Source organism: Paenibacillus taichungensis (assembly GCF_050994985.1).
In the GTDB taxonomy this organism is placed as follows: Bacteria; Bacillota; Bacilli; order Paenibacillales; family Paenibacillaceae; genus Paenibacillus; species Paenibacillus taichungensis.
This window is the reverse complement of record NZ_CP194720.1, coordinates 345,155-363,739: the sequence shown is the minus strand read 5'-3', so window position 1 is coordinate 363,739 and position 18,585 is coordinate 345,155. Positions and strand designations below refer to the sequence as shown.

At 47.8% G+C, this 18,585-nt stretch carries 17 protein-coding genes; 5 read left to right on the top strand and 12 right to left on the bottom strand.

The window, feature by feature from the left end; all coding sequences use genetic code 11:
- Nucleotides 1-65 precede the first annotated feature (65 nt).
- Complete coding sequence (locus tag ACR1R9_RS01750; protein ID WP_433921874.1) at nt 66-1,523, bottom strand: PLP-dependent aminotransferase family protein; 1,458 nt, start codon at nt 1,521-1,523, stop codon at nt 66-68.
- Nucleotides 1,524-1,659: 136 nt separating this feature from the next.
- On the opposite strand from ACR1R9_RS01750, the gene ACR1R9_RS01745 reads away from it, so the two are divergent.
- The 3 genes from ACR1R9_RS01745 (at nt 1,660) to ACR1R9_RS01735 (ending at nt 4,175) form a co-directional block, all read left to right on the top strand.
- Nucleotides 1,660-2,277 (top strand): pyridoxamine 5'-phosphate oxidase family protein, encoded by a 618-nt coding sequence (locus tag ACR1R9_RS01745; RefSeq protein ID WP_076290878.1) that lies wholly within the window; start codon nt 1,660-1,662, stop codon nt 2,275-2,277.
- Nucleotides 2,278-2,455: 178 nt separating this feature from the next.
- Nucleotides 2,456-3,754, top strand: a complete 1,299-nt coding sequence (locus ACR1R9_RS01740) for an aminotransferase class I/II-fold pyridoxal phosphate-dependent enzyme (protein ID WP_076290879.1) — start codon at nt 2,456-2,458, stop codon at nt 3,752-3,754.
- 283 nt (nt 3,755-4,037) lie between these two features.
- Nucleotides 4,038-4,175 carry a hypothetical protein gene (locus ACR1R9_RS01735; RefSeq protein ID WP_162842448.1) on the top strand — a complete coding sequence of 46 codons (138 nt, stop codon included), beginning with the start codon at nt 4,038-4,040 and terminating at the stop codon, nt 4,173-4,175.
- A 159-nt stretch (nt 4,176-4,334) separates the two neighbouring features.
- Here the strand turns inward: ACR1R9_RS01735 and ACR1R9_RS01730 are convergent, their stop codons facing one another.
- The 5 genes from ACR1R9_RS01730 to ACR1R9_RS01710 all read right to left on the bottom strand — a co-directional run bounded on the left by ACR1R9_RS01730 (nt 4,335) and on the right by ACR1R9_RS01710 (nt 9,403).
- On the bottom strand, nt 4,335-5,552 hold the full coding sequence (locus ACR1R9_RS01730) for an ABC transporter permease (protein WP_099858058.1): 1,218 nt from the start codon (nt 5,550-5,552) through the stop codon (nt 4,335-4,337).
- A gap of 2 nt (nt 5,553-5,554) precedes the next feature.
- Nucleotides 5,555-6,307: an ABC transporter ATP-binding protein gene (locus tag ACR1R9_RS01725; protein WP_076290881.1), complete on the bottom strand. Its 753-nt coding sequence runs from the start codon at nt 6,305-6,307 to the stop codon at nt 5,555-5,557.
- 27 nt (nt 6,308-6,334) lie between these two features.
- Entirely contained in the window at nt 6,335-7,708 is a 1,374-nt protein-coding gene (locus ACR1R9_RS01720) for a DEAD/DEAH box helicase (RefSeq protein ID WP_433921875.1), read from the bottom strand.
- Between the two features lie 406 nt (nt 7,709-8,114).
- Nucleotides 8,115-8,888, bottom strand: a complete 774-nt coding sequence (locus ACR1R9_RS01715) for an SDR family NAD(P)-dependent oxidoreductase (protein ID WP_063566081.1) — start codon at nt 8,886-8,888, stop codon at nt 8,115-8,117.
- Between the two features lie 56 nt (nt 8,889-8,944).
- Nucleotides 8,945-9,403 (bottom strand): chemotaxis protein CheX, encoded by a 459-nt coding sequence (locus ACR1R9_RS01710; protein WP_063566082.1) that lies wholly within the window; start codon nt 9,401-9,403, stop codon nt 8,945-8,947.
- Between the two features lie 446 nt (nt 9,404-9,849).
- On the opposite strand from ACR1R9_RS01710, the gene ACR1R9_RS01705 reads away from it, so the two are divergent.
- Nucleotides 9,850-10,752, top strand: a complete 903-nt coding sequence (locus ACR1R9_RS01705) for a LysR family transcriptional regulator (protein WP_076290883.1) — start codon at nt 9,850-9,852, stop codon at nt 10,750-10,752.
- 32 nt (nt 10,753-10,784) lie between these two features.
- Nucleotides 10,785-11,594 (top strand): histidinol-phosphatase, encoded by an 810-nt coding sequence (locus ACR1R9_RS01700; RefSeq protein ID WP_063566084.1) that lies wholly within the window; start codon nt 10,785-10,787, stop codon nt 11,592-11,594.
- A 404-nt stretch (nt 11,595-11,998) separates the two neighbouring features.
- Here the strand turns inward: ACR1R9_RS01700 and ACR1R9_RS01695 are convergent, their stop codons facing one another.
- The 6 genes from ACR1R9_RS01695 to ACR1R9_RS01670 form a co-directional block, all read right to left on the bottom strand.
- Entirely contained in the window at nt 11,999-12,631 is a 633-nt protein-coding gene (locus tag ACR1R9_RS01695) for a GNAT family N-acetyltransferase (RefSeq protein WP_099858056.1), read from the bottom strand.
- 180 nt (nt 12,632-12,811) lie between these two features.
- The gene (locus tag ACR1R9_RS01690; RefSeq protein WP_076290884.1) at nt 12,812-13,546 is read right to left on the bottom strand and encodes a metallophosphoesterase family protein; all 735 of its coding nucleotides are present in this window, start codon (nt 13,544-13,546) and stop codon (nt 12,812-12,814) included.
- A gap of 39 nt (nt 13,547-13,585) precedes the next feature.
- On the bottom strand, nt 13,586-14,527 hold the full coding sequence (locus tag ACR1R9_RS01685; RefSeq protein WP_433921876.1) for a metallophosphoesterase: 942 nt from the start codon (nt 14,525-14,527) through the stop codon (nt 13,586-13,588).
- 177 nt (nt 14,528-14,704) lie between these two features.
- On the bottom strand, nt 14,705-15,469 hold the full coding sequence (sdhB, locus tag ACR1R9_RS01680) for a succinate dehydrogenase iron-sulfur subunit (protein WP_053783217.1): 765 nt from the start codon (nt 15,467-15,469) through the stop codon (nt 14,705-14,707).
- A gap of 465 nt (nt 15,470-15,934) precedes the next feature.
- On the bottom strand, nt 15,935-17,677 hold the full coding sequence (sdhA, locus tag ACR1R9_RS01675) for a succinate dehydrogenase flavoprotein subunit (RefSeq protein ID WP_076290886.1): 1,743 nt from the start codon (nt 17,675-17,677) through the stop codon (nt 15,935-15,937).
- Between the two features lie 43 nt (nt 17,678-17,720).
- Nucleotides 17,721-18,389, bottom strand: a complete 669-nt coding sequence (locus ACR1R9_RS01670; RefSeq protein ID WP_076290972.1) for a succinate dehydrogenase cytochrome b558 subunit — start codon at nt 18,387-18,389, stop codon at nt 17,721-17,723.
- Nucleotides 18,390-18,585 lie beyond the last annotated feature (196 nt).

Here is an 18,585-nt window from a genome sequence, read left to right as displayed (position 1 = left end):
ATGTGTTTATATATAATTTCTGCTCCTACTGGAGCGAAACGCCTTATCCCATTATACAGCGGAATTCACCGAAACGAAAATGTGCACTTCTCCCATGCTAATCGCATTCTTCTTATCCCCTCTTGAATCTCCCCTTTCTCCAGATGTGCAAAGCCAAAACACACAGCCGGATGACCTGAAGTCAGCCGATAACGCCCCGCATCGCGGAACAGGACACCTTCTTCCTGAGCCAGTGCCTTGAACCGCTCGTAACTGTTGATATCCCCTTTCCACGTAGCATAAATATGCAATCCAGCATCTCCCGGCTGCATGATGAAAGGTTCCGGTAATTCCCGCTTCATCTCACTGACAAAAAAAGCATGCCGTTCCCCATAGAGACGGGTTAACCTTCTTAGATGGCGCAAATACCCTCCACGGGCCATAAACTTCGCAAGTGCACGCTGCTCCAGAAGGGCTGGAGGTACGGGTTCATACAGTGCTTTTGCAGCGATCAGTGGCTGCACCAGACTGGGTGGCAGAACCGCGTAACCAAGCCGGAAGGATGCAACCATCGTTTGTGAGAACGATCCGACATAGATGACCCGTTGTTCACGATCGAGTACTTTGAGCGGTTCAATCGGCCTACCTCCCCAGCGAAATTCACTATCATAATCATCTTCAATAATGACGGCATTTCGCTCGGAGGCCCATTCAAGTATGGCTCTCCGTCTATCCAAGCCAAGGACAGCCCCTGTAGGAAACTGGCGGGTTGGTGTCACAAATAACGTCTGTGCTTCCCAGGACTGCGGAACAATCCCTCCGGTATCTACTTCCGCTGGAATAATCTTTCCTCCGCAGGACCTAACGGCATGAGCGATTCCCTGATATCCCGGATTTTCCAATACGACAGCGGCCCCCTCAGGAATAAGCAGCTGCGCCAGCAAAGTGATGCCCTGCATGGAACCACTAAACAGCACGATCTGTGATGCCTCAGCCTGAATGCCTCGTGTCCACCTCAGATGTGATGCGATGGCCTCACGCAGTTCAGGGTCTCCGGCAGCACCACTTTGTTCATGCGACCCGCTTCGATGAACGGCGGCCAGCGCACTTTTCCATTCCGCTTGTGGGAAATGCTCGACAGGCATACGCTGTACATGGAAGTTGATGACTCGTTGCTCCGGTGCAAGGGCTGACGGTTGTTGCTTTTGATTCTGAATATTCAGCGTACTCACCCGCTCTCCCCATGGAGAAAGTTGAATGATTGCCTCCTCTTCCTCATGTTCCTGCGCTGTTAAGGTGTCCGAAACAAAAGTTCCTCTCCCCCTATGTGCCCGCACATAACCATCCGCGAGCAGCATGTCATATACCTGGGCCACGGAGCCGCGTGACATTTCATATTGACGTGCCAGCTCTCGAGTGGAAGGCAGTCTTGTGCCTCCAACCAGCGTCCCTGCATGGATGGCGTCACGCAAAGCATGGTACAATGCCTCGTATTTGTAACGGTGTTGAACCACGTATGAATCCATAGGCAGCCACAATTCCATCGTGCACCTCTTTTTCCGAAAAAATTGGTCTATTAAAGTGAATGTAAATTGGATCTTTTTATATGTCAATGCAGGTTCTATTGTTATGGCTAAGGTACAGCGATCTTATCCACATGCCATTCAAGGGGGAACACCGATGAGAAGAAAAGAATTCAATGTAGATGAAGAGCAGGAAATGATAACATTTCTGGATCAATGCTCCTTTGGTTTTCTGGGAACGGTCAGTCCAGATGGGCAGCCAAGGGTAACACCGCTAAACTTCGTATATATGGACGGTTGTTTTTATTTCCACGGCAGTCTTGCCGGAGAAAAAATGAAACAGATCAAGCAGGATTCCTCCGTCAGTTTTACCGTTGCAGAAGAGTTTTCCCTGATTCCATCTTATTTCAGTGATCCCGAGTTAGCTTGTCCGGCAACTTCTTTTTTCAAAAGTGTAATGGCATTCGGACAGGCAGAGCCGGTTCAGGATCTGGATATCAAGGGCAAGGTTCTTCAACGTTTTATGGAGAAACTCCAACCGCAGGGCGGATATATCCCCATTAATGCAGCTGATCCCCGCTACAAGGGTAATCTCAAAGCGGTTGCTGTGGTCCGCATTGTTCCTGAACGGGTCAGTGCCAAGTTCAAATTTGGACAGAACCTCTCGGCTGAACGCTTTGATCATATTAGCGGCGAACTGGAACAGCGTAACGAAGGACGAGATGCGGAAACTGCCGAAATGATGCGGAAATACTGTCCTTTTCATCAGAAATAACATCCATTTTCTATCGTATAATCAATCGGGAGAAGTGACATTAACCTCACTCAAAAACACCTGCAACAACGCGGTAAAGTGATAAAACTGTCATTATGCGTAATTTCCGTGACGGGGGCAATGTAAGGTGTTATAATGTTAGGCAGTTGAATCCCAAAGACTTGGAAGGATGAAAAGAATGAATCCACTGGCTGAACAGTTGAACGAAAGTATTCAGGCAGGCAGCAGTCACGTCTACTCCATGCTGTCGCAGCTCGGCAAAGAAATCTATTTTCCAAAAGAAGGTATCTTGAGTCAGTCTGCAGAAGCAGCAAGTCTGGCCAAAACCTACAATGCTACGATTGGTATTGCCCTGGAGGGCGGTGTGCCGATGCACTTAGCTGTTATTCAGGATAAGCTGTCTGCATATCAACCGAAGGATTTGTACCCTTACGCTCCGCCTGCAGGAAAGCCTGAGTTGCGGACGGTATGGAGAGACAAGATGCTGAAGGAAACACCTTCCCTTGAAGGTAAAACGTTTGGTAACCCCATTGTGACTAACGCATTAACTCATGGACTGAGTATCGTAGCCGACCTGTTCGCCGAAGAAGGGGACGCTGTTATATATCCGGATAAAAACTGGGAAAATTATGAGCTAACCTTCGGAATTCGTCGTCATGGCGAGTTAGTTCATTATCCCCTGTTCGATGATCAATTGAACTTTAACAGTGCAGGCCTGCTAGAAGCGTTGCTTGCGCAGAAGGACAAAGGCAAAGCCATCGTGCTGCTGAACTTCCCGAACAACCCGACAGGTTATACACCTGGAGCTGAAGAAGCAGATGCAATCGTGGATACGATTCGTCAAGCAGCTGAGGCTGGTGTGAACGTTGTTGCTGTGACAGATGATGCTTACTTTGGTCTCTTCTTCGAAGATTCCATTCACGAATCCCTGTTTGGCAAACTGGCGAACCTCCACCCACGTGTGTTGACTGTCAAAGTTGACGGTGCCACAAAGGAAGAATTTGTATGGGGCTTCCGTGTTGGATTCATCACGTACGCTCATGAAGATGCTGCAGTTCTCCATGCTCTGGAGCAAAAAACACTCGGTATTATCCGGGCAACCATCTCCAGTGGTCCGCATCCTTCCCAAACTTTTGTATTGGATGCGCTGAAAGCACCTGAGTTCGAAGCACAGAAACTGGAGAAGTTTGAAATCATGAAAGGCCGCGCCAACAAAGTAAAATCCATCCTCGATAGCGGTAAATACGGTGAGGTATGGGATTACTATCCGTTCAACTCCGGTTACTTCATGTGCCTGAAGCTGAAGGATGTCGGCGCAGAGCAGCTCCGGACCCATTTGCTACAGAAATACGGCGTCGGTACTATTGCGCTGGGTGAAGCCGATCTGCGAATTGCCTTCTCCTGTATTGAAGAATCCGGACTGGAAGATCTGTTCGATACGATTTATCGTGGAGTTTTGGATCTACAGACAACTTAATTTATATGCAGTAATGCTTATCCAAATAAATAAGTCAGGGAGCGGACTTGCATCCGTTGCCTGACAAATATAACACCCCTTTGTATCCTGATGAATGCCTCTAGATACAAAGGGGTGTTTTGTGTTCCAACCTGAAAACGTATGGCTATCTTGACGGGCAAATGCCCAAAACGATGATTTTCAGGCTCTACCGGGCAACGGCCCAATCAGCCTATCCCCAAGGCACATAATATACGATGTACGCAAGGGCGTGCCTAACACCACTTGAAAGGGGAATGACCATATGTCTGGAGTAGTTGAAGAAACAAGAGGCGGTTATGGATGCGGCGGTTACGGTTACGGAGGAGGATTTACAAATACAGGTGCCATTCTCGTTCTGTTCATCTTGCTCGTCATTATCACAAAATCGTTCCTCTGTTAGTCCATACGTCCTCACCAGGAGTCGGAACAAGGTAAGCTGACTGTAGCACAAAGAAGGGTATTCCGGGATACAGCTCGGAATACCCTTCTTTTGTTATGTTACGCAAGCGTCCCTAGTCGGCGTTGCCATTGGACGCTAACTAGTCATACGCCCAACCGTTCATTCATCCTCTTCTTCCTTCAACCACTTGTTCCCCTGAGAACGTCGCATCAAGTAGATGACCAGCACACCAAGGACCAGTGCTGCTATGGTCATGCTCAGTCCACTCCATCCCGCAGCCAGCATCGGCAACCACATAAGCAGAGCAACCAGCGCATGTAGATTCGAGATGAACCCTAGCACCTGGGATCGACGACTCTCTCCCGAGATGGGATAAATCATAATCCAGAACGATTCACTATGACTGCGTCGCAGCGCACCCAGTTGCACACCTGCAAGCAGCAGGAAGAACAGGTATACACCAATACCGAAATAACTGCCTGCCGTCCACCAGGACAGCAACATGCCCAGTACAACCAAGCGCACCACGATGGAGAACACTTCAGTTCGGATGAACGTTTTGGTAATCAAATAGCGATAGGCTTTTCCTGCATTCCATGGAAGACCACTTCCCCATTTGCTGAGCCAGCGACGAGAACTTACTTTTTGGCCTGATGAAGGAACATCTACGAACCATCCCAGCGTACGCATCACTCGTCCAGCCTGGCCCTGCTCCACCTGAATGAGACGTTCCCATGAAACCCGATGTTTCAGAGGGATACGCAGAGCAACGATATATACAACAGCCAGCAGCAGCAGGAACCAGATGCTGCGCTGTGGAGACTGCCACAACCAGGCGGCAATCGCCAGTACAGCCAACGCCCACCGGAGCAAACGATATCCTCTAGCGGCACCGATTTGCACCATGCGCAGTTCCTGCCAAGCCCCATAGCTCGATAACCCTTTCCACAACAGGAGAAGCAGGATAAACCAGCCAAATGGCCTTGCATCCTGATCTGCTCGAACATAGAGCGGCCACAACGTTACAAATACGAGCAGCATACCCAAGGTTTTATAGATCATGCCACGAGCGAAGCTGTTTTTCAGATATTCATGCATCCGATATTCCTGCGGACGTAAAAATACGATGTCTGCCGGATGCAGATATGTACGATAACTGCTAAACAGCACCAGGGGTGCCAGCAACAGCAACGTAATCCAGCGAATCGGAAATCCCGCCGGAATATGCTGTACAAACGATGTATACCAGGCGGAGAACGCAATGACGAGAAATAAGAAAACCATGGCTACGCCGCTCTGAATGACATAACCCAGATAAGGAAGAATTCCATTCCAAAATCCCGTGCGTCTTTGCTTCCATAACTGCTTCAGATCCATGCTTAATCCCTGCCTTGTACAAGGGAATAGAACATATGCTCCAACGTGGCATTCGATTCCCCGAATTGAGTACGCAGCTCATTCAGCGTCCCTTGAGCAATGACCTGTCCTCGGTGCAGGACTATAAAACGGTCACAGTAATTTTCAATGGTGGACAGAATGTGTGAACTCAACAAAATGGATGATCCTGAAGCCTTCATTTCAAGCATAAAATCAAGCAAAGAGCGGATTCCGAGCGGGTCAAGTCCCAGGAAAGGTTCATCAATGATATAGAGTGGCGGACCTGCCACAAAAGCACACATGATCATGACCTTTTGCCGCATACCTTTGGACAGGTGGGTCGACAGACTTGTGCTTTTCTCATTCATGCGGAACAAGTCCAGCAGTTTCTCCGTACGCTTTTTGAAATCAGCCTCAGATACACCATATGCTCTGGCCGTAAACTCCAGATGCTCCATGACTGTCATCTCGTCATACAGTTCAGGAGATTCCGGTACAAAGGCCATGGCAGATTGATATACCTGTGGATCTTCGTCCCGCTTCTTGCCCATGACCCGCACTTCTCCCTGCTGAGGGGTCATCAATCCTAAAATATGCTTCATCGTAGTACTTTTGCCAGCACCGTTTAATCCGATCAGTCCGACCATTTCTCCGCGTCCAACTTCCAGATCGATGCCGTGGAGGACCGGCCGCTTGGCACTGTATCCTCCGCTTAGCCCGTTGATTTTCAATACGGGTGGTTGAACGTTATCCATCTATCCCTGCACCTCTTTCGTCAGGTTTTATTCTTCAGAGCGTGGCTCTTTACCTTTGCTCCATTTGGGAGCGCCCTTGTTCTTGCGATCCTGGTCCCGTTCTGTTCTGCCTGTATTGCCAGCTGGCTTGCCGCCCGCCGGACGTTGATTCGATGCAGCAGTTCTAGCACCGCCATTGCGGCTCGCCGTACCAGGTCTACGATCCCGGGACTGCCCTGGCTTTCTAGAGAAAGAATGGCCTTCAGGCCGCGTATCCGGACGCGGATCAGCCTCCAGCACTTTACCCCCGAACAATACACGTTCCGGCAATTCGATTCCAAGTTCCCGCGCAAACTTGCGCATAATGAAAATTTGCGTTTCGTCCACGATCGACAACACGATACCACTGCGACCCATACGACCTGTTCTTCCTGCACGGTGAACATAGTGTTCCGAATCAAATGCAGGGTCATAGTTAATGACCATCGGCAAACCTTCAATATCCAGTCCTCTGGCTGCAACTTCGCTCGCGATCAATAGTTGCAGTTTTCCATTACGGAAAGCGGATAGCACGTTGCTACGCGTCACTTTGTCGGCATCGCCATACAGCGCAGCTGCGGAGAAGCCCAGATGATTCATTTTCGCTTCAACCTCGCCAATATCCTCGGTAGCATTCACAAAAACGATGGCGCGATCCGGGTTATACTGTCTAACCAGACGACGCAGCATATCAATTTTGTTGCGGTTTTCTTCCACAAAATAAAAATGCTCAAGTCCCGCCGCAGTTGCCCGGTCCGGTTCAATTCCGATCTGTACCGGCTCTTTCATCTCCCGCTTCGCGAGTCCAGCAGTATGTTCATCAATCGTTGCTGACAAGAAAATAAGCTGACGGTCGCGCAGGGCACTGCGCAATACGAAGTCCACATCACTTACCCCGCCGAGCTGGAATACCTGGTCTGCCTCGTCAATAACAATCGTGGAGACATTGTGCATTTTCAGCTTTTTCAGCGTGATCAGTTCCTTCAGACGTCCTGGCGTTCCTACAACCAGTTCCGGGTGTTCACGCAGCTTCTCGATCTGACGTTTTACTGCGGCGCCACCAATTAGCCCCAGAACGCCAATTTTGCGTTCTTCTCCATATCGCTGTGCTTCCCGTACAATCTGCATCGCCAGCTCTTGTGTAGGAGCTATGATGAGCTTCTGTGTTCCTTTTACATCACTTTTGATGGATTGCAACAGTGGCAGCAAATAGGCGAGTGTCTTGCCTGTTCCCGTCTGAGATTTTGAAACTACATCACGGCCTTCCAAAATAACCGGGATCGTCTGTGCCTGTACCGGTGAAGGTTCGTTGATGCCATGTTTGGCGAGTACAGCCTCAAGATCCTGTTCTACGCCAATTGAAGCAAATGTTTGATTCGTCATGTATGTCCATCCTTTAAATTTATTCGTTATGACGCTATATACATTCAACTAATAAATATTTACACTAACACTCCGATGACAGAACAACCTTCCGATGCAGCTTTCTTGCAGAAAGCTTTTTGGCGAAGTGGATGCTTTCGAAGTAGCTTTCTTGCAGAAAGCTTGTAGCTTCGCTTCTTCAGGTTATTTCTGTCCTCTCCGTTATCTTGTAAATGTTTAGTTGAACATATATAGCCCTGCTTGTACTAATAAAACCGAAGCCTGTCATCACATTACCTTTCATTATATGCGAAAAAAGCCTACGGACCAAATCTTATTCATGAAACATGTCTTTGCAGACAAAAAAAAGAAAAGCCCCTCGGCGGAGCCCTTCTTTTATCCGATATATGATGCCCATTGTTGCATCTTACTTCTGATTCATTACACCGTGCGACAGCCTGTCAGCGAGACGCGGAAATAGCTGATACAGCCACACTCCAGCCGAAGCCAGTCTGGGCAGATTCACTTCTTCCTTGCGCTTCTTCATCGCACGGATCATATGCCCCGCAACCTCTTCCGGCTTCAGCATCATCCAGCGTACATTATTAACATAGTTACCGGAGGGGTCTGCCCGTTGGAAGAACGGTGTATCGATGGGTCCGGGATTAATGGTCGTTACCGTGACTCCAGTCTTGCGAAGTTCCTGGCGCAGGGCATTGCTGAAGCCAAGTACAGCATGTTTGGTTGCCGTATATGAAGCGGATTTTGCAGTTCCGATCTTGCCAGCCATGGAAGCTACATTCACGATTTGTCCTCTGCCTCGTTGTAACATCTGCGGAAGCACTGCCTTGGTGCAGCGAACAATGCCCATGTAATTAACGTCCATCATCTCATCGAATTCCTGCACAGACATATCCGTCATCGCTGCAAATTTTCCGTAACCAGCGTTATTCAGCAAAATATCGATTCGTCCGTATTTCTGCAACATCGCATCCACGGCTGTCTGAACTTGCTCAGTATTCGTTACATCTAACGTGAGTAGTTCATGTTGCCCTTTCAGCGAAGCACCAATCTCTTCCAGCTTGTCCCGCGAGCGGGCAGCCAGAATCGGGATGGCTCCTTCTTCTATCAGCATCTGTGCACAGAGCGCACCAATTCCGCTCGACGCACCTGTGATAAAAACAACCTGATCTTTCAACATACCCGATGTCCTCCCGTATTGAACACATATTGCCCCAAGAGGCGTATGGTTCTATTCTACGAGATCATCACTTGAATATCCATCTCACCGATTCCGTCCATCAGCAAAGGAATACTCAATGCCTTCGTTGCACTAAAAGAACTCACGTATTCGGAATTCATCACTTGTGGAGGTGTAATATCAACAACGACACCCTGATTGGACAGGATGGTACTTGCATTGCCGCTAATCATATTGCCAAGTTCAGAAATAGCACTTTTACTCATTTCGTCCATTTCTGTAATGACAAAGCCGCCCATCATAGCAGAAACGATTTTCAATGCTACCGACTCTTGTATTCCAAACACGATGTTTCCGCTCAGTTGTCCAGTCATTCCGATCACGATCCAGACATGGTCTGCGATGTACTCCACATTTTTCACGCCAAGACTCCCGGTGGAAGGCGAAACCTGGATGAGCTGTTCGAATACGTTCCGTGCGGATTCCAGGAAAGGATTAATCACTTCCGCTTTCACTGTCTAATGTCCCCCTTACACTGGGTTATTGGTCACACACCAAAAGTCCCATATTCATAAATTTATTATACTTTATCACGTACAAGAATTCACCAAGAATTCGGCAAGGCATGTGTACTATAATTTATCGTCATCCGCGGGGCAAATGTTTATAGCTGATTCTAGCGAAAAAACGAGGCTTTTCGCATCTGTTGCAAGAACAATTGCCATGAAGAGGCATGGCAAAAGGCATTTAGGACTTTTTTACTGTTTCTTAAAATGTTAAAAATTTAATTTCTTGAAATAAAATTAATTTCTCGTTCTTATGGACCTCCCCAAATCCATGATGTTCCCTTCATTGCCCTGCTGTCCTGAATCACCTATAATTTAAGGAACGGAACAATGACCAGTTACGGGATTCCACCTATGGATAGACAGAAGACATTTTACGTGCAAGGAGGCCATACATGAATATCAGTCAACTGGAGACGCTGATTACCATCTCGAAAACGATGAGTTTCCGCAAAGCCGGAGAACTTCTAAATCTGACTCAACCCGCCGTCTCGGCCCAAATCAAGAGCCTGGAGGATGAATTCAGTACCGTTCTTGTCGATCGGAACCAACCGGTCACCCTTACCGATCGCGGACAGGTGTTTCTTCAACATGCCGAACGTATGCTGGACATCGTGGGTGAGCTGAAACAGAAGCTGATGGATCTCGATGAGACTCCTCAGGGACATATCAGACTCGGTACAACCACGTCCATTGCCATTCAGATTTTGCCACGGGTCTTATCCTACTTTCAGGATCAATTTCCACTCATCAAAACCAGTATCCAATCCCTGCCTTCCTCCCAGATCTATACCCAGGTCGAGAATGGAATGGTAGACATCGGTATCGGTTATCTCACGGAACGGAATCCTAACCTGAATACGTCCGTGCTGTATTATGATACGTTCGAACTTGTCGTATCTCCATTCCATCCACTGGCAAAACAAAAGCATGCGGCGGTGGATGTCCTGCGCAGCACACCTCTGATTTTGCTATCTCCGGATACGGTAGGACGCCGCTTTACGGAAGGCATTTTCAAAAAACATAATATTGAGCCCAATATCGTTATGGAGTTGTCGAGCAGCGAGGAAGTAAAACGTATGGTTGAGATTAATCTCGGGGCAGCCGTTATATCCAAACAATCCGTTGCCCACGAGTTACGGCAAGGCACACTGCGCATGATTCCACTCAGTGAACTGGAGGTCAGTCACCCTGTCGGAGTCATTTACAAATCAAGTCGTTATCTCAATTCGGCTATGCAGCAATTCCTGAGCGATCTCAAAGGCATGCCTGAGACCCAGTTCATCAGTTCAGAATGACAAATGAGCCATGAGAAAGGAAGGATTTCCATATGAAATTTGATCTTCACACCCATCATTTTCGTTGTGGTCATGCAGACGGCAATATTCGCGACTATATTGAGGCAGGTATTCAATCTGGACTTCAGGTCATCGGTATCTCAGATCATACACCTTACTTTGGAAGTGACGAGGAGCAGGCTTTTCCCCGGATCGCGATGGGCAAGTCGGAATTGCGTCATTACGTGGAAGAAGTTCTGGCTCTGAAGGAAGAATACGCGGGCAAAATTGATGTGCTGCTTGGCATTGAATCCGACTATTTCCCTGTCCATGCTGATTTGTATCGCAATACACTGGGGCAATATCCTTTTGATTATATTATTGGTTCAGTTCATCATACGGAAGATGTCAGCATATTCAACAAAACCCGCTGGAACGGATTAAGCGATGCGCGTAAGGTTGAAGTGAAAGAGAGTTATTATGCTTTGATTCGGCAATCGGCCCGAAGCGGTATGTTCCAGATTCTCGGACATATTGATGCCATGAAAGGAAATTATCCACCTTTCTCGGATATTATCGCGGATCAAGCCATCGATGAAACGTTGCAGGTCATTGCAGAATCGAACGTGGCTATTGAAATTAATACGTCAGGTAAAACCAAACTCAGTGGGGGCTGGTACCCTTCCGATGCCATTCTGGAGCGTGCGCATCATTACGGAGTGAAAGTGACCTTCGGATCAGATGCCCACAAACCGCAGCGTGTTGCCGATGAACTGGATGACGTGCGTACACGTCTGCAAGAGATTGGATTTACCGAATGGGTATACTTCAAGCAGAAACAAATGCAAGTTGTACCGTTTTAAACATAGAACATCACAATAGCCCTCACGGCGTAAAAAAAACGCTGTGAGGGTTTTTCTTTGTATCCTAATATAAAAAATGTTATATAAGTTCAACTAAATATTTACACGATAGCGGAATGTAGTTCTGTATCGGAGTGTTGGTATAGAAATTCCATAGTTAAACTTATATAGACAAAAAAAATGAACCCGCTAAGTGCGGGTCCCAACAGCATTATCTATTATCAAAAAGGGGGTCATGAGATAAGTTTACCCGCTGTCTGTTAGAGTTCAATTGCAGCTATATTTCATTTGTGTAACAAATAATTGAAGTTCGTTTCAAGCCCCTGCTGTTTCATTAAAAACGATCTATATTTTGCTGAAGGAAAGACGCTCTTTGGATTTATGCAATATGCTTCTATTCTATGTTACTCGTGCTTGTCGGATACCAACGTTTGCAGGCGATTTTCCCAATGAGAACGGACATGCTGTTCACGATACAGACTATAAACCTTAACATCCAGCAGAGTATCCGGCGTCTCACCATCCTCATGATTCAAAACAAACGAAGGCAGAGTCCGTTCATAAATCATACCGCTTTTGCAGAGAACCCGTTCGGATGATACATTTGCCTCGTAACAGCGCGCTTCTACTTTGCACAAATTAAGTTCGGCAAAACCGAATTCCAGCAAACGCTGTACTGCCTCAGTTGCGACTCCCTTACCCCAGCATGACCTGTTCAGAATATATCCAATCTGTGCGGTGCCGTTCTGGTCGTTCCAATGCTGGAATGAAGTGATGCCGATGATCTGTTCGCTGCCTTTCCAGCAGATGCCGTAATGCAGTGAATCCAGCTTGGCACTGCTGCTGCGAATCTGATTCAATAATCGCCGAGCCCGGATTGGCGTGGGCTGACTTCCCCTGTTTACATAACGAATCACCTGCGGGTCGGAAAACAGCTCCGACAACGTGCTGTAATCACTCTGACGTAATGATCGAAGAACAAGGCGCTCTGTCCATAAAGCAGGCAATCCTTGGCCCAGCATTTTTCGGGTCAGCATGACAATCGCTCCTTTTGCCTAACGGGTTCTAGTCCGGTAAGACAAGCATGCTCTGAGGATGATCCGGCGCAAATAAAATACATGGATAAACAATGAAACATCACTATACTCCACAGTACTCCGCTCAGTAGCCCGAACATTAGTATGCCAATTCATTACAGCGGATTATTCCTGACATAACTAATCCGTTTGCAGCCCGCGATAAACGCCCGTACGAAGTTCCCGGATATAAAAATCAAGGGAAGGCACCTGAGCCTGCTGAGCAATCTGTACTTCCTGCTCAATATCATAAGGAACCCTTACAAATTGAAGGTTGAACGGGTTGTTTCGATCAGTGCTGTTCTCTCCTTCAAGGATACAGTAAGAAGCCTGGGTAAAATCAAGCGGGTTACCCACACTGCCCGCATTAAACAACATTTTCCCATTCATAAATTGCAAGTATGCATTATGCACATCCCCATATCCTACAACATCCGCCACACCAAGCTCAGGTTCATCTGCCGGAGCATCGAACATCGCTAACCTTTTTTCGATCTCATCCCACGGCTGTACACGGTGATATACACTTTGGGGAGAGGCATGCACCAAGCGGATCGTACGACCACTCAGCTCTAATTGGTGACTAAACGGCAAGCTCTCAAGATATGCCAATCGCTCCTTACCCAGCCGCTTCGCTTGCCAAGTAAAATTCTCATTGTCCTGATTAACCGCAACCAACTCATCCCAGTTGCCACGGATAACTTGCTCACATGTCTCCCTCACCAGATCAACTACCTGTACCGGATCAGGCCCCTTGCCAACGAGGTCGCCAAGACAAAAGATTCGCTTCAATCCGCGACTCCGAATATCTTTTAATACTGCTTCCCAAGCAGTCATATTGCCATGAATATCGGATACAATCGCAATTCGTTCCATCCGGCTAACCTCCCTTTATGCTCTATATTGTTTATGTTGTTAACCCTTTAATTCAAAAACCGTCAATTCCGGCCTGCACAAAAAGCGAATCGGCAGTTGGGTCATGCCAAAGCCACGGTTCACATAGACTGGCATATGCTTATCCCCTGCGTAATATAACCCTTGAATATACTTGAGTGAACCTCTCGGTGTAGTCAGTGCCCCAATCCAGGGAAAACGCACCTGTCCGCCATGACTGTGTCCAGAGAGCTGTAGTCCGAAACCGTAAGGTGCTGCAATGTCTGCATAATCGGGCTCATGCATAAGCAGCAGTTTCCAGACCTCTCTACTCAATCCCTTGATTGCTACAACAGGATCAGGTCTGCCCGTAAGCGCGTCATCCAAACCTGCTATCGCAATACGTGAATCCCCTCGTTCAATCAAAACATGGCTATTCCGGAGCAACGTGAACCCGGCCTCTTTAAACATCAGCTCCACTTCATGCTGCTGATGGCCTCGGTAATCATGGTTCCCCAATACGGCATATTTGCCATACTTCGCTTGCATTGAAGCCAGTGCAGGAATACATTCACGCATCGGTTCTGCCTCTCGTTCAACCATATCTCCGGTAAAACAAATCAGATCAGGCTGTTGTTCCCGTATCGTTTCAGCCAGCTTCTCCATTTGTTTCAGCCCCGTATGGAATCCAAGATGAGCATCACTGAACTGAATCACACGCAGTCCCTCGAATGCTTTTGGAAGCTTGGGCAGTTTCAATTCAACATGCTTGATCTCCAGATGACGAGGCTCCCACAACCAGGCATATCCTCCTGTGAGCAAACTGGCACTCGCCGTCATTAAGATCATGCGCATCAAAAAACTGCGCCGGGAGGGATCATGATCCTTTTCCTCTCCGGGAAAAATGGAGTCCTCCGAATCAGATCCATACTTCGAGCGCCGGGGCGGCGAGATCTTGCTGCCCTCACGCGGTGTTTCTCCCATGCGTCCCCCTCCTTCTTCCGCTCCAAATCCATCCCCTTAGTATACCATATTCTGCATGACTAGCCCGGTTCCTTTGCGAGTACAGAAAAAGAAGCCGGGATCTTAGGCTATATATGCCAAGGATCACGACTTCTTCTAATGGTGCAGATCCGAAGTTCTGCATTTGATATGACTAGATTACACACCCAACCAGCGTTTGAACATGTGTTTGGTTGTTTGTTTGTTCATTTCGGCAATGGAGGTAGTCAACGGAATACCTTTTGGACAAGAGCGTACGCAGTTCTGCGAGTTACCACAGCCTTCAATACCTCCGTCTTCCATAAGTGCTTCCAAGCGGTCTTCAGCGTTCATCTCCCCTGTTGGGTGAGCATTGAACAGACGTACTTGAGAAAGAGCTGCCGGACCGATAAAGTCTGTTTTCTCATTCACGTTCGGGCAAGCTTCGAGGCATACACCACATGTCATACATTTGGACAGCTCGTAAGCCCACTGACGTTTCTTCTCAGGCATCCGCGGACCTGGACCGAGGTCATAGGTTCCATCAATCGGAATCCACGCTTTAACCCGTTTCAGGGCGTTAAACATCCGAGTACGGTCGATGACGAGGTCACGAACCACCGGGAAGGTTTTCATCGGTTCGATGCGAACCGGCTGTTCGAGCTTGTCGATCAGGGCAGCACACGCTTGACGCGGCTTGCCGTTGATGACCATGGAGCATGCTCCACAGACTTCTTCGAGACAGTTCGATTCCCAGCAAACCGGGGCAATGGACTTGCCTTCTGTATTAACCGGGTTCCGCTGGATCTCCATCAGGGCGCTAATAACGTTCATGCCGGGACGGTACGGAAGCTCAAATTCTTCGTTGTACGAAGATGACTCCGGACTGTCCTGACGGGTGATGATAAACTTGACGGTTTTTTTTGCTGTAGCTGTGTCCGTCATATCGTTGTCCCCTCCTTTGGTGACGATGATTAATTGCTATCGTTACAAGACCACAATGTTCACAAATGTTCACTCCGCTGGCAGAAGATCCTTCCGATCGCTGTTATCCCCAGATTTCTTTGATCCACCTTATAGGGTGGAAATCCGGGAATAAAGGCGAACGCTTCGCTTCTTCAGTAATCTTCTGCCTTCTCCGTTCAGGTGTTAACTTTTAGATCATGTAAATATAAAATAAAATCCTCTTGGTGTTATGCAGTAAAGGCGAGCGCTTCGCTTCTTCTGGGCATTTCCGCTTCCTCCGCTACGTCGTGCACGCAGGGTCACTTTGTTGGAAACTGCACTCCATTCATTCTGGTGGCAGTAACATTGAGAAGCTCCGCGTACGCTTTGCCTCTATGTGTCTACTGCTTTTCCGTTATGTTGCTAAGTCATTAACTTTATTAATAGACCGAAATTTCACTTTACTTAATCTTTCGAGTAGTCCCGGATCCGTGGTGGGATCAGGGAAACATCTACAGGCTCGTACGAAATTTTCGGACCTTCCTTCGACCAGCTTGCGATCGTTGTTTTCAGGAATTCTTCGTCATTCCGTTCGGTGAAGTCCGGTTTGTAATGCGCTCCACGGCTTTCGTTACGCAGCAGTGCGCCCAAAGTCATCGCTTCTGCAAGTTCAAGCATGTTCCACAGCTGACGGGTAAATGCTGCACCCGGGTTGTTCCAACCGGAAGTGTCGTACATGTTGATTTTACCGTAACGCTCTTTCAATTCCTTGATTTTGCCGATAGTCGCTTCCAGCTTATCGTTGTAACGTACCACCGTCATATTCGCTGTCATCCACTCGCCAAGCTCTTTATGAATGACATATGCATTTTCATTGCCCTGCATATTTAGGATGCCTTCGTATTTATCGGTTTGGCGCTTGGTATAACCATCGAATACGGAAGAACTGATATCTGCGGACGATTTTTTGAGTCCTTTGATATATTCAACTGCTTTCGGTCCAGCCACCATCCCACCGTAGATTGCCGATACCAGGGAATTGGCACCCAGACGGTTCGCACCATGATATTGGTATTCACATTCACCAGCTGCGAACAGTCCTGGAATGTTGGTCATTTGGTTATAATCTACCCACATGCCGCCCATGGAATAATGGACTGCCGGGAAAATTTTCATTGGGATTTTACGCGGGTCATCACCCATGAACTTCTCGTAGATCTCAATGATTCCGCCGAGCTTCACATCCAGCTCCTTCGGATCTTTGTGTGACAAGTCGAGATATACCATGTTCTCGCCGTTCACGCCGAGGCCCATATCCACGCAGACACTGAAAATTTCACGCGTCGCGATATCACGCGGAACAAGGTTACCGTATGACGGATATTTTTCTTCGAGGAAGTACCAAGGCTTACCGTCTTTGTACGTCCAGATCCGTCCACCTTCACCACGAGCCGATTCGGACATCAGACGCAGTTTGTCATCGCCCGGAATAGCAGTCGGGTGAATCTGAATGAACTCACCGTTCGCGTAATTTACACCTTGCTGATACACCGCACTTGCGGCAGTTCCTGTATTGATAACTGAGTTGGTTGTTTTACCGAAAATAATACCAGGACCGCCGCTCGCCAGAATAACTGCTTCTGCCGGGAACGTTTGTACCTTCATCGTTTTCAAATCCTGGGCTACAATCCCGCGGCAGGTGCCTTCGTCATCCACAACAGCTTGCAGGAACTCCCAGTTCTCATACTTCGTAACGAGACCCGCTGCTTCCCAACGACGTACTTGCTCATCCAACGCGTAGAGCAATTGTTGTCCAGTCGTTGCACCAGCAAACGCCGTACGGTGATGCTTCGTTCCACCGAAACGACGGAAATCGAGCAAACCTTCCGGTGTACGGTTGAACATTACGCCCATCCGGTCCATCAGGTGAATGATGCCTGGTGCTGCTTCACACATCGCTTTGACTGGAGGCTGATTCGCCAAAAAGTCACCGCCGTATACTGTATCGTCAAAGTGTACCCATGGAGAGTCGCCCTCACCCTTGGTATTTACCGCACCGTTGATACCGCCTTGGGCACATACGGAGTGGGATCTTTTGACGGGAACCAGTGAAAATAAATGAACATGGACTCCGGCTTCAGCCGATTTGATCGCCGCCATCAATCCCGCGAGACCTCCGCCCACAATAATTACATTAGATGATGCCATTGCTGTTCACTCCCTTATAAGTCAGCATTTAAAGTCCAAATGCTTAAATCAGAACTGTCTTAACTGCGTCAATCATAGAAGTGGCTACCTGGAAATCCATGCTCCGGAAAGCAAGCAGCGATGCAATAAACATGAGAGCTACAATAGCAAACAAGCTCATGCAGATGTAGGAAGATACACGCTGCGCACGCGGACCGACGGTAATTCCCCAGCTAACCAGGAACGACCACAAACCGTTGGCAAAGTGATAGGATGCCGCAACCACACTGATCAGATATAAAATAAACGTTACCGGGTTCATCACGATGCCGTGTATGACACCGCCAAGCTCTTCGTGTGTGACATTCCCCAGCGCAACCTGGAAACGAGTCTCCCAAATATGCCAGATGACGAACACAAACGTAATGACACCGCTGACGCGCTGCAACGTATAGCGCCAGTTGCGCTCATTGCCAAAACGTCCCACGTTAGGCTTGGCCTGATAGGCAATGTACAAACCATATACACCGTGATAGAACAGCGGCAACCAGATGAGAAGCGTTTCAAGTACAATTACGAGCGGCAGGCCATTCAGAAATGCAACTGCATCGTTAAAGCCTTCTTTGCCGCCTTCAACTGCCGAGAAGTTCGTCACCATATGCTCAATGAAAAACAGACTGAGCGGAATGACGCCAAGCAAGGAGTGCAGCTTTCTGGAGTAAAACCCTTTCATAAAATGTCGATCCCCTTTCGCTAAATACAACGTTTTCATAAATAAAATTCGCTTATCATGACACAAACCTTTCCCAAGGAAAGGTTCGACAAATTGTTCCGTTTTCTTCAGGTGTGAACAACTTGTGTCACGATTCATGTTACTCCTTTTTTTCTTATAAGGGAATTGCAATATAATTATTAAATGTTATAACCTA

Coding starts and splice junctions, on each gene's coding strand:
- ACR1R9_RS01740 (WP_076290879.1), top strand. CDS start 2,456: ATGAATCCACTGGCTGAACAGTTGAACGAAAGTATTCAGGCAGGCAGC.
- ACR1R9_RS01730 (WP_099858058.1), bottom strand. CDS start 5,552: ATGGATCTGAAGCAGTTATGGAAGCAAAGACGCACGGGATTTTGGAAT.
- ACR1R9_RS01750 (WP_433921874.1), bottom strand. CDS start 1,523: ATGGAATTGTGGCTGCCTATGGATTCATACGTGGTTCAACACCGTTAC.
- ACR1R9_RS01720 (WP_433921875.1), bottom strand. CDS start 7,708: ATGACGAATCAAACATTTGCTTCAATTGGCGTAGAACAGGATCTTGAG.
- ACR1R9_RS01690 (WP_076290884.1), bottom strand. CDS start 13,546: ATGGAACGAATTGCGATTGTATCCGATATTCATGGCAATATGACTGCT.
- ACR1R9_RS01725 (WP_076290881.1), bottom strand. CDS start 6,307: ATGGATAACGTTCAACCACCCGTATTGAAAATCAACGGGCTAAGCGGA.
- ACR1R9_RS01670 (WP_076290972.1), bottom strand. CDS start 18,389: ATGAAAGGGTTTTACTCCAGAAAGCTGCACTCCTTGCTTGGCGTCATT.
- ACR1R9_RS01745 (WP_076290878.1), top strand. CDS start 1,660: ATGAGAAGAAAAGAATTCAATGTAGATGAAGAGCAGGAAATGATAACA.
- ACR1R9_RS01700 (WP_063566084.1), top strand. CDS start 10,785: ATGAAATTTGATCTTCACACCCATCATTTTCGTTGTGGTCATGCAGAC.
- ACR1R9_RS01735 (WP_162842448.1), top strand. CDS start 4,038: ATGTCTGGAGTAGTTGAAGAAACAAGAGGCGGTTATGGATGCGGCGGT.
- ACR1R9_RS01695 (WP_099858056.1), bottom strand. CDS start 12,631: ATGCTGACCCGAAAAATGCTGGGCCAAGGATTGCCTGCTTTATGGACA.
- sdhB (WP_053783217.1), bottom strand. CDS start 15,469: ATGACGGACACAGCTACAGCAAAAAAAACCGTCAAGTTTATCATCACC.
- sdhA (WP_076290886.1), bottom strand. CDS start 17,677: ATGGCATCATCTAATGTAATTATTGTGGGCGGAGGTCTCGCGGGATTG.
- ACR1R9_RS01685 (WP_433921876.1), bottom strand. CDS start 14,527: ATGGGAGAAACACCGCGTGAGGGCAGCAAGATCTCGCCGCCCCGGCGC.
- ACR1R9_RS01705 (WP_076290883.1), top strand. CDS start 9,850: ATGAATATCAGTCAACTGGAGACGCTGATTACCATCTCGAAAACGATG.
- ACR1R9_RS01715 (WP_063566081.1), bottom strand. CDS start 8,888: ATGTTGAAAGATCAGGTTGTTTTTATCACAGGTGCGTCGAGCGGAATT.